This window comes from Streptomyces sp. NPDC127197 (assembly GCF_042672405.1).
GTDB lineage: Bacteria > Actinomycetota > Actinomycetes > Streptomycetales > Streptomycetaceae > Streptomyces > Streptomyces flavusporus.
In genome coordinates this window covers 1-11,971 of record NZ_JBHXVG010000082.1, presented here as the reverse complement: position 1 = coordinate 11,971, position 11,971 = coordinate 1, and the positions used below count along the sequence as shown (strand labels likewise).

At 72.9% G+C, this 11,971-nt stretch carries 2 protein-coding genes; both read right to left on the bottom strand.

The genetic code is table 11. From position 1 onward, the window contains the following. Window positions 1-8,780 (bottom strand): type I polyketide synthase (locus ACFVJQ_RS44520; protein WP_385791622.1); only part of this gene is annotated, 8,780 nt, incomplete at its 3' end. Between the two features lie 159 nt (window positions 8,781-8,939). Then, on the bottom strand, window positions 8,940-11,971 hold a 3,032-nt coding region (locus ACFVJQ_RS44515), incomplete at its 5' end, for an SDR family NAD(P)-dependent oxidoreductase (protein WP_385791620.1).

The window sequence follows — 11,971 nt, the reverse complement described above, 5'->3', positions numbered from 1 at the left end:
GACTGGGCGGAGCGGATGAGGCCCCAGAGGGCGGCGTGTTCCAGGTCGGGGGTGTCCTGGGGTGAGGTGACGACCGCGTTGCGGGTGAGCAGGACCAGCCGGGAGCCGGCGAGACGCTCGTCCGCCAGCCACCCCTGAACCAGGTCCAGCACCCCGTGCAGCACCTCATGGACCCGTGCGGCGAGCTTGTCGGTGCCGTCCTGCTGAGGCGCGTACGGCACGACCACCACGTCCGGAACGGCGTCCAGCATGGCCACGGAGTCCAGGTCGTCGGCCGCGAACACCGTCGCACCGGTCTCCTCCAGCGTCCGCCCCACCTTCAGCGGGTCCGGCCCGACGACCGCCCAGCGCCGCGCCTCGATGGGAGAGGCCCCCGCGGACCCCGCGGAGGGCGTCACCCAGTCCATACGGAACAGGCTGTCGTTCACGGATGAACCGGCCGCCCCCAGCTGCGCGGTGACCACCGGCCGTACGACCAGCGACTCGGCCGTGGCGACCGGCGCGCCGGTCGGGTCGGCCACGGTGACCGACACCGCGTCCTCGGCGTCCCCCAGCGGCGCCACACGCACCCGCAGCGCGGCGGCGCCTGCCGCGTGCAGGGTCACACCGCTCCACGAGAACGGCAGCCGCGCCTGGCCCTCGCCCGCTGCAGGCAGCACGCCAAGGCCCAGCGCGTGCAGCGCCGCGTCCATCAGCGCCGGGTGGATTCCGTACTCCGCGGCATCGGCGAACTCCTCCTCCGGCAGCGCGACCTCGGCGAACACCTCGTCACCGCGCCGCCACGCCGCCCGCAGGCCGTGGAAGGCAGGACCGTACCCGTAGCCCTGCTCGGCCAGCCGGTCGTAGTAGCCCTCGGTCTCCACCGGCTCGGCCCCGGCCGGCGGCCACGTGGTCAGGCCGGCGTCCGGCCGCGGGGACTGCTGTGTGGGGGCCAGGGTGCCGGTGGCGTGCCGGGTCCACGGCTCGTCGCTGTCGGCGTCCTGCGCACGCGAGTGGAGGCTCAGCTCACGCCGCCCCGAGTCGTCGTCGGCGCTCACGTTCACCTGCACGTCCACTCCGCCCCGTTCAGGAAGGATCAGGGGTGCTTCGAGGGTGAGCTCCTCGACGGTGCCGCAGTCGACGTGGTGGCCGGCCTGGAGGGCGAGTTCGAGGAACCCGGTGCCGGGGAGCAGGACGGTTCCGGCCACGGCGTGGTCCGCCAGCCAGGGGTGGCTCTGCAGAGACAGCCGACCGGTGAACAGGTAGGAGTCCGTGCCCGCCAGCTCCACGGCCGCCCCCAGCAGCGGGTGCCCGGCGGCCGCCAGACCCACCCCGGAGAGGTTCGTACGGCTGTCGCTGGTGGGGTTGATCCAGTAGCGCTGGTGTTGGAAGGGGTAGGTGGGGAGATCGGTCACCCGATCGCGGCTGTGGAGGGGCCAGTTGATGGGGTGGCCGTGGGTGTGGAGGTGGGCGGCGGAGGTGAGGAGGCGGGTGAGGGTGCCTTCGTTGCGGCGGAGGGTGCCGGTGGTGGTGAGGGTGTCGGGTCCGGTTTCTTCGATGCTGTAGGTGAGGACGGGGTGGGCGCTGGTTTCGATGTAGGTGGTGTGGCCGGCCTCGGTGAGCTGCTGGATGGCGGTGTGGAAGTGGACGGTCTGGCGGAGGTTCCGGTACCAGTAACCGGCGTCCAGTTCCTCGGTGTTGAGGAAGCCGGGTTCGACGGTGGAGAAGAACGGGACCTCAGAGGGCTGGGGTGTGATCCCGGCGAGTGCGGTGGTGATGTCGTCCTGGATGGTTTCGACGTGTGCGGAGTGTGAGGCGTAGTCGACGGGGATCAGCCGGGCCCGTATGTCCCGTTCCTGGAGCTGGGCCACCAGGGCCTCGACGGCGTTTTTGTCCCCGGATACGACGGTGCTGTTGGGCCCGTTGACGGCGGCGATGCCGACGCCGCTGATGCCGGCCAGGTGTTCCGCGACCGTGTCGGCGGATAGCGGGATGGAGGCCATGGTGCCCAGCCCGGCGAGGTGCCGGCCGATGATCTGCGCGCGGACGGCGACGACCTTGGCCGCGTCCTCCAGCGACAGTGCACCCGCTACCGCCGCGGCGGCGATCTCGCCCTGGGAGTGGCCGACCACCGCGTCGGGCCGGATGCCCAGGTGCTGCCAGGTGGCGGCCAGGGAGACCATCACGGCCCAGGTGACGGGCTGGATGACGTCCACGCGGTCCAGCTCCGCGCGGGAACGCAGAACCTCGGTCAACGACCAGTCGACGTAGGGCGCCAGCGCCTCCTCACAGCGGGCGATGGACTCCGTGAACACCGGGACGCTGTCGAGGAGGTCGGTGCCCATGCCGGCCCACTGCGTCCCCTGCCCGGGAAAGACGAAGACCGTCTTGCCGGTGGTCTTGGCCTGCCCCTGGACGAGATGGGTGTGGGGCTGCCCGGTGGCGAGGGCATCGAGCGCCGCAGTGAGGACGTCGGAGGTCTCGGCAAGGACGACGGCACGGTGTTCGAACAGGGCGCGTCCGTTGACGAGCGTGTCGGCGACGGCCGCCGTGTCCAGGGCCAGGTGTCCCTCCACGTACTCGCGGAGCTGTCGGGCATGGGCCCGCAGTGCGTCCGTGGCCCGGGCGGAGATCACCCACGGCACCACCTCGTCCGTCGACCCCGCGGCCGGGGCCGGCTCCTCGTCCGGTGCCTGCTCCAGCACGGCGTGCGTGTTGGTGCCGCTGATGCCGAACGACGAGACGCCCGCGCGGCGCGGCTGACCCGTGCTGGGCCAGGCGGTCTCCTCGGTCAGCAGGGCGACGGCTCCGGCCGACCAGTCCACCTTCGGCGTCGGCTCACCGACGTGCAGCGTCCTCGGCAGGACGCCGTGCTGAAGAGCCATGACCATCTTGATGAGACCCGCGACACCCGAAGCGGCCTGGGTGTGGCCGATGTTGGACTTCACCGAGCCGAGCCACAGGGGGCGGTCGGCGGGGCGGTCCTGGCCGTACGTGGCGATCAGTGCCTGGGCTTCGATCGGGTCGCCCAGCTTGGTGCCGGTGCCGTGTGCTTCGACGGCGTCGACCTGGTCGGGGGTGAGGCGGGCGTTGGCGAGGGCCTGCCGGATCACCCGCTGCTGGGAAGGGCCGTTCGGCGCAGTTAGACCGTTGCTCGCGCCGTCCTGGTTCATCGCCGTACCCCGGACCACGGCCAGGACCCGGTGTCCGTTGCGCCGCGCGTCCGACAGCCGCTCCAGCAGCAGCATGCCCACGCCTTCGGACATGCCCATGCCGTCAGCGTCCGCGGAGAACGCCCGGCACCGGCCGTCCACGGACAGGCCACGCTGGCGGCTGAACTCGGTGAAGGAGGTGGGCACCGCCATCACGGACACACCGCCGGCCAGCGCCAGCGTGGACTCGCCCTGGCGCAGCGACTGCGCCGCGAGATGGAGTGCGACCAGCGACGACGAGCAGCCCGTGTCCAGCGTGACCGCGGCACCCTCCAGGCCGAGGACGTACGAGACACGGCCCGAGGCGATGCTCGCGGTGTTGCCCGTACCGAGGTAGCCCTCGACCTCTTCCGGAGTCTCACCGAGGCGCGAGCCGTAGTCGTGATAGCTGACGCCCGCGAAGACGGACGTACGGCTGCCCCGCAGGGTCTGGGGGTTGATGCCGGCCCGCTCGAAGGCCTCCCAGGACGTCTCCAGCAGCAGCCGCTGCTGCGGGTCCATGGCCAGGGCCTCGCGCGGCGAGATGCCGAAGAACGCGGGGTCGAAGTCGGCGGCGTCGTAAAGGAATCCGCCGTGGCGGGTGTACGACTTGCCGCGCTGCTCCGGGTCAGGGTCGTACAGCGCGTCGAGGTCCCAGCCGCGGTCGGTCGGCAGCCCGGAAATCACATCGCCGCCGCACAGCAGCAGCTCCCACAGCTCCTCGGGCGAGCGCACGCCTCCGGGGAAGCGGCACCCCATGCCGATGATGACGATCGGGTCGTCGTCGGCGGACGGCAGGGCCGGCGGCGCCGCGGCGGACCCGGCCGGCGCGGTGTCCGGCAGCGCGCCGAAGAACTCGTCCCGCAGGTGACCGGCGAGCACGCCGGGGGAGGGGTAGTCGAAGACCAGGGTCGCTGGCAGCCGCAGACCAGTGGCCGTATTGAGCCGGTTGCGCAGCTCGACCGCGGTCAGCGAGTCGAAGCCCAGATCACGGAACGCCCGCCCCGGCTCGACCGCCTCCCCGGAGGCATGGCCGAGGACCGAAGCCGCCTGGTCGCGGACCAGGTCGAGCAGCACCCGGTCCCGCTCCTCGGCGCCGAGGCCCTCCAGCCGATCGCGCAGCGGCGACGACGGAGCGCTCGGTGCGCGCCCCGGCCCCGACGAGATGCCGGTGGCCGGGGACGTGGCCGCCTCGATCTCCCGCCGCGCCTCCAGCACACCGGCGAGCAGCGGGCGGGGCCCCGCCGAGGTGAAGACCGGCACGAAGCGCTCCCAGTCCACCTCGGCCACGGCCACGAAGGTCTCGTCGTGCGCGAGGATCTGGCGCATGGCGGCGAAGGCCGTGTCCGGGTCGAGGAACGGCAGGCCCCGCGCCTGCAGCTGCTCGGGCTTGACGCCCTCCGGAAGCCGCTCCGGGTCCCACACGTTCCACACGCCCCAGGCGATCGAACTGGCTTTCAGGCCCTGGGCCCGGCGCTGTTCCGCGAGCGCGTCCAGATAGGCGTTGGCGGCGGCGTAGGCGCCATGGTCGCCGCTGCCCCAGACACCGGCGATGGAGGAGAACAGCACGAACGCGTCGAGGTCGTCGCTGCCCAGCAGCTCGTCCAGATGGGCGGCGCCCGCCACCTTCGCGGCCAGTACGTCCGCGAACTCGTCGAGCCCCGACTCGGCCAGCGACGCCAGCTCGATGAACGCGGCGGCGTGCACGACCGTGCGCAGCCGCTCGCCGTCCGCCTTCAACTGCTCCAGCACACCGGCGAGCGCCTCCCGGTCGGCGGCGTCGCACGCGGCCACCGTGAGACGGACCCCCTCGGCGGCGAGTTCCGTCGCCAGCTCGGACATGCCCGGAGCGGACGGACCGCGCCTGCTGGTCAGCACTACATGCTCGGCTCCGTTCGAGGCGAGCCACCGCGCGATGTGCGGACCGAGGGCTCCCGTCCCGCCGGTCACCAGCGCCGTGTCGCTGGTCCGCCAGCCGGGTGCCGCCGACTCGGGCGTCTGCACGTCCAGCGGGGAGCGCACCAGGCGCCGGGCGAAGACGCCCGAGGGGCGGATCGCCACCTGGTCCTCGCCCGCCAGCCCGGCCAGCACCGCGCACAGGCGCGCCCGGGCCCGGTCGTCCAGCTGCCGCGGCAGATCGACGAGACCGCCCCAGCGCTCGGGCTGCTCCAGCGCGGCGACCCGGCCCAGACCCCAGACCTGCGCCTGCGCCGGGCTGGTCAGGGTGTCGGAGGCCCCGACCGCCACCGCGCCGCACGTGCCGAACCACACCGGGACCTCAAGGCGTGCGTCACCGAGGGCCTGGACGAGAGCGAGCGTCCCGGCGACGCCCGCGGTCATCGCGGGATGGGCGGGGCAGGGCTGCTCGTCGAGCGCGAGGAAGGAGAGCACGCCGGCCGGCGGAGAGTCCTGGGCGGACAGCGTCTCGCCGATGAGGTCGAGGTACGTCCCACGGGCAGCCTCGGAGGTGTTCAGCTCCAGCGGTACGACCTGCGCGCCGTGCCTCGCCAGTCCCTCGGCGGCCGTACGGACGACGTCGTCGGTGGCCCGCCCTTCCGGGAAGACCGCGAGCCAGGTCCCCCCGAGTCCGGTCGCGGCACCCCCGTCGGCCACCGGCTTCCAGCTGATCCCGTAGCGCCAGTTGTTCACCGCGGCTTCGCGCCTGCGCTCCTGCCGCCAGGACGCGAGCGCCGGAAGCACCGTGCTGAGCGAGGCGTCGTCGGGCACGGCGAGCGTGTCTGCGAGCGACTCCCAGTCCTCGTTCTCCACGGCCTCCCAGAAACGCGTGTCGACGATGTCCGTCGCCGGGACGGGGGCGTGTGCCGCCGTGGTTTCCGGTGCGTCGATCCAGTAGCGCTGGTGTTGGAAGGGGTAGGTGGGCAGGTCGGTCACCCGATCGCGGCTGTTGAGGGGCCAGTTGATGGGGTGGCCGTGGGTGTGGAGGTGGGCGGCGGAGGTGAGGAGGCGGGTGAGGGTGCCTTCGTTGCGGCGGAGGGTGCCGGTGGTGATGAGGGTGTCGGGTCCGGTTTCTTCGATGCTGTAGGTGAGGACGGGGTGGGCGCTGGTTTCGATGTAGGTGGTGTGGCCGGCCTCGGTGAGCTGCTGGATGGCGGTGTGGAAGTGGACGGTCTGGCGGAGGTTCCGGTACCAGTAACCGGCGTCCAGTTCCTCGGTGTTGAGGAAGCCGGGTTCGACGGTGGAGAAGAACGGGACCTCAGAGGGCTGGGGTGTGATCCCGGCGAGTGCGGTGGTGATGTCGTCCTGGATGGTTTCGACGTGTGCGGAGTGTGAGGCGTAGTCGACGGGGATGAGCCGGGCCCGTATGTCCCGTTCCTGGAGCTGGGCGACCAGGGCCTCGACGGCGTTTTTGTCCCCGGATACGACGGTGCTGTTGGGGCCGTTGACGGCGGCGATGCCGACGCCGCTGATGCCGGCCAGGTGTTCCGCGACCGTGTCGGCGGATAGCGGGATGGAGGCCATGGTGCCCAGCCCGGCGAGGTGCCGGCCGATGATCTGTGCGCGTCGGGCGACGACCTTGGCGGCGTCCTCCAGCGACAGCGCGCCGGCGACGGCCGCGGCGGCGATCTCTCCCTGGGAGTGGCCGACCACCGCGTCGGGCCGGATGCCCAGGTGCTGCCAGGTGGCGGCGAGGGAGACCATCACGGCCCAGGTGACGGGCTGGATGACGTCCACGCGGTCCAGGTCGGCGCGGGAACGCAGAACCTCGGTCAACGACCAGTCGACGTAGGGCGCCAGCGCCTCCTCACAGCGGGCGATGGACTCCGTGAACACCGGGACGCTGTCGAGGAGGTCGGTGCCCATGCCGGCCCACTGCGTCCCCTGCCCGGGAAAGACGAAGACCGTCTTGCCGGTCTCGTCGGGCGCGATGCCCTGCACGACGTGGGGTGAGGGCTCGCCGTGGGTGAGGGCGTCGAGGGACTTGAGGAGTTCGCCGGGGCTGCTGCCCAGCGCGACCGCCCGGTGCTCGAACGCGGACCGGGTCGTGGCCAGCGCGTGGGCGACGGCGGCGGTGTCCAGGTCCGGGTGTCCCTCCACGTACGCGCGGAGCTGTCGTGCCTGGGCGCGCAGGGCGTCCGCGGTCCGGGCGGAGATCACCCACGGCATCACCACGTCCGTGGTCGCGCGCGGCTCGGCCGGCGTGGCGCCCTGTTCGTCGTCCGCCTCGACGGGCGGAGCCTCCTCCAGCACGGCATGCGCGTTGGTGCCGCTGATCCCGAAGGAGGAGACACCGGCCCGTCGCGGCCGGTCGCCCACCGGCCAGTGCACCTCGTCCGTGAGCAGCGAGACCGCGCCGGCCTCCCAGTCGATACGGGAGGACGGCTCGTCCACGTGCAGGGTGCGGGGCAGCAGGCTCTGGTTCAGGGCCATGACCATCTTGATGATCGAGGCGGCACCGGCCGCGGCCTGGGTGTGGCCGATGTTGGACTTCACCGAGCCGAGCCACAGGGGGCGGTCGGCGGGGCGGTCCTGGCCGTACGTGGCGATCAGTGCCTGCGCCTCGATCGGGTCGCCCAGCTTGGTGCCGGTGCCGTGCGCCTCGACCACGTCGACCTGGTCGGGCGTCAGGCGAGCGGCGGCCAGCGCCTGGCGGATGACCCGTTCCTGCGACGGGCCGTTGGGCGCCGTCAGGCCGTTGCTCGCCCCGTCCTGGTTGATCGCGCTGCCGCGGATCACGGCGAGTACACGGTGCCCGTTGCGGCGCGCGTCCGACAGCCGCTCCACCAGCAGCATGCCGATGCCCTCGGACAGCGCCGTCCCGTCCGCACCCGACGCGAAGGCCTTGACCCGGGCGTCCGGGGCTAGTCCCCGCTGCCGGCTGAACTCGATGAACGAGGCCGGCGAGGACATGACGGAGATGCCCCCGGCCAGCGCCATCGAGCAGTCGCCCTGCCGCAGCGCGTGGCACGCCAGATGCAGCGCGACCAGCGAGGACGAGCAGGCTGTGTCGACGGTGACGGCCGGGCCCTCCAGGCCGAGGGTGTACGCCACCCTGCCGGACACCACGCTCGGCGTGTTGCCGATCCCGAGATGCCCCTCCAGTTCCGCGGGCACCTCGGGCAGCCGGGTGGCGTAGTCCTGGTAGTTGCTGCCGACGAACACCCCGGCCTTGCTGCCGCGCAGCGACTGAGGGTCGATGCCGGCCCGCTCGAACGCCTCCCAGGACGTCTCAAGCAGCAGCCGCTGCTGCGGGTCCATCGCCAGGGCCTCGCGCGGCGAGATGCCGAAGAACGCCGGGTCGAAGTCGGCCGCGTCGTACAGGAAGCCGCCCTCCCGCACGTACGACGTGCCGGAGCGGTCCGGGTCGGCGTCGTACAGCGCCTCCAGGTCCCAGCCACGGTTGTCGGGGAACGCGGAGATCGCGTCGCGGCCCTCGGTGACGACCCGCCAGAGATCCTCCGGGGAACGGACGTCACCCGGGAATCGGCAGCTCATGCCGATGATGGCGATCGGCTCATGATCCTTGGCCTCCGCCTCGCTGAGCCGGCGGCGGGTCTGGCGCAGGTCGTTGACGACGCGCTTGAGGTAGTCGCGGAGCTTGTCCTCGGTCATGTTCTGGGCGGCGTCGGAGGAACGGGCGGGCTTTGACATCAGGTCACGTCCTAGAAAGGCCAATGGTCAGAGGGCCGGTGGTCAGAAGGCCAGGGGCTGGAAGGCCAGTGGTCAGGTGGCACGGTGGGGAAGAGAGGCGGCAGCGCTCGGCTCGGGGCTCGGTCCGTGCCGCCCGCGCGGGGCGGCACGGACCCGGGATCAGAGCTGGCCCAGCTCCTTGTCGATGAGGTCGAACATCTCGTCGTCGCTGACGGGGTCGAACTCCCCGTCCTCCGCGAGCCCGTCGGCGTCGTCGTGCGCGGCGCCGCGGGTGTCGTCCCACTTCCAGAGCAGGGCCTGCAAGCGGGCCGCGATCTTGCCCCGTGCGTCGTCGTCGAGGGCGGACTCCTGGAACGCGGCCTCCAGCCGCTCCAGCTCCGCCGACAGCGGCAGCCCGCCGTCCTGCGCCTGCGGTACGAGTTCGTCCAGCAGCCGCTGCGCGAGGGCGGCCGGGTTGGGGTGGTCGAACACCAGGGTCGGGGTCAGCCGCAGCCCGGTCGCCGACCGGAGCCGGTTGCGCAGCTCGACGGAGGTCAGCGAGTCGAACCCGAGATCCTTGAAGGCCCGGTTCGCCCGCACCTCCTCGGGCGAGGCATGCCCGAGCACGGCCGTGACCTGCTCCCGTACGAGATCCAGCACCATCCGCTCCTGATCGGCCCGGGCCAGCCCGGCCAGCCGGCCGGCGATCCCGGACGCGCCTTCCTCGGTACGGCCCCCGGACCCGGCCGCCGTACGCCGGACGGCCGACGTACGGACGACTCCGCGGAACAGGGGCGCCATGACACCGGCCGCCGCCTGCGTGCGCAGCTCCGCCAGATCCAGACGGGCCGGCACGACCACGGCTTCACCCAGCGAGGTGGCGGCGTCGAACAGGGCGAGGCCCTCCTCCGCCGACATCGGCGCCGCACCCACGCGGGACATCCGCGCCAGGTCCACCTCGCTCAGCCGCCCGGCCATACCGCTGCGCTGCTCCCACAGCCCCCAGGCCAGCGACACCGCGGGCAGCCCACGGTCGTGCCGGTGGCGGGCGAGGGCGTCGAGGAAGGCATTGGCCGCCGAGTAGTTGGCCAGCCCCGCGCCGCCGAGCGTGCCCGAGAGCGAGGAGAACAGCACGAACGCGGACAGGTCCAGATGCTCGGTCAGCGCATGCAGATTCAGCGCGCCGTCGACCTTCGGCCGCAGCACCCGGTCGACCCGCTCCGGAGTCAGCGCCTCGACCACCCCGTCGTCCAGGACGGCCGCGGTGTGCACCACGGCGGTGAGCGGGCGCTCCGCCGGTACGGCGGCCAGCAGCCCGGCCAGCGCGTCCCGGTCGGCGACGTCACAGGCGGCCACCTCGACCGTGGCGCCCAGCCCGGTCAGCTCGGCCACCAGCTCCGGCATGCCGTCGGCGGCGGTACCGCGACGACTGGTGAGCAGCAGATTCCGCACCCCGCGCTCGGCCACCAGATGGCGGGCCAGCAGACGGGCGAGCCCACCCGAGGCACCGGTCAGCAGGACCGTGCCCCCGGCCGCGAAGCCGGCGTCCGCCTCGACGGGGCGGGCGGCACGGGCCAGACGCGGTGCGCTGACCTCGGTGCCGCGCAGCCGCAACTGGGTCTCGTCACCGGCCGCCGCGGCCGCCAGCGTCTCCCAGTCGGGCTCGCCGCCGTCCTGGCCGGACGGCCCTTCCGTCTCCACAAGGACGAAGCGGCCGGGATGCTCGACCTGCGCCGACCTGACCAGACCCCAGACCGGTGCACCGGTCAGGCCCTGCCCGGCCAGGATCACCAGCCGCGACGCGGCGAACCGCTCATCGGCCAGCCAGGTCCGGACGAGATCCAGGGCGCGGTGCGTGACCTGGCGTACGGCGTCCGCGGTGCCGGCGGCCGGCGTGGTGCCGGAATCCGCTGTGGTGCCGTTATCCGGCGCGGTGCCGGCGCCGGTGTCCGGGAAGCGCGTGAAGACCAGCTCCGGGACGGGCGCGGCCGAGACGGCCAGGCTGCCGAGATCCTCGTACACGTCGACGTTGCGGTGACCGCTGCTGCCGCCGCCGACGAGCGCCCACCGTCCGGCGGGCGTACCGGGTCCCGACACCGCGACCGGCACCCATTCCACCCGGAACAGCGACTCGCCGCGCGCCTCCCGCGCCCCCGCGAGCTGCTCCGCGCCGACCTGCCGCAGCGTCAGTACGTCGACGGAGGCGACCGGCCGGCCCGCAGGGTCGGCCACCGTGACGGACACGGCGTCCTCACCGGCCAGGGCGATCCGTACCCGGACCGCGTCCGCGCCCTGCGCGTGGAGGGTCACCCCGCTCCACGCGAACGGACGCCGCGTAAGTCCCGCACCGGGGTCCGGCAGCAGTACGCCCAGCCCCAGCGGCTGGAGCGCCGCGTCGAGCAGCGCCGGGTGGATGCCGTACTCCGCGGCTGCGGCGGACTCCTCCTCCGCCAGGGCGACCTCGGCGAACACCTCGTCACCGCGCCGCCACGCCGCCCGCAGCCCCTGGAAGGCAGGGCCGTACTCGACGCCCTGCTCGGCCAGCCGGTCGTACGCGTCCGCCACGGTGACCGCCTCCGCACCGGCGGGCGGCCAGACGGCCAGGCCGTCGTCCGGCTCCGGAGCCCGCTGGGCGGGGGCCAGCGTGCCGGTGGCATGCAGGGTCCACGGTTCGTCGTCCCCGGCGTCCTGCGCCCGCGAGTGCAGGTTCAGCTCACGCCGGCCGGCCTCATCGGCCTCCCCGAGCCGGACCTGGACACGGACCCCGCCCTTCTCGGGCAGGATCAGGGGTGCTTCGAGGGTGAGTTCCTCGATGGTGCCGCAGTCGACGTGGTGGCCGGCCTGGAGGGCGAGTTCGAGGAAACCGGTGCCGGGGAGCAGGACGGTTCCGGCGACGGCGTGGTCTGCCAGCCAGGGGTGGCTCTGGAGAGACAGCCGACCGGCGAGGAGGTACGAGTCCGTGCCCGCCACTTCCACGGCCGCCCCCAGCAGCGGATGACCGGCGACGCCCAGCCCGATGGACACGGCGTCCACGGGCCGTACGGTGGCCGTCGCGGGCCAGTAGCGCTGGTGCTGGAAGGGGTAGGTGGGGAGGTCCGCTACTGGAGTACCGCTGTGGAGGGGCCAGTTGATGGGGTGGCCGTGGGTGTGGAGGTGGGCGGCGGAGGTGAGGAGGCGGGTGAGGGTGCCTTCGTTGCGGCGGAGGGTGCCGG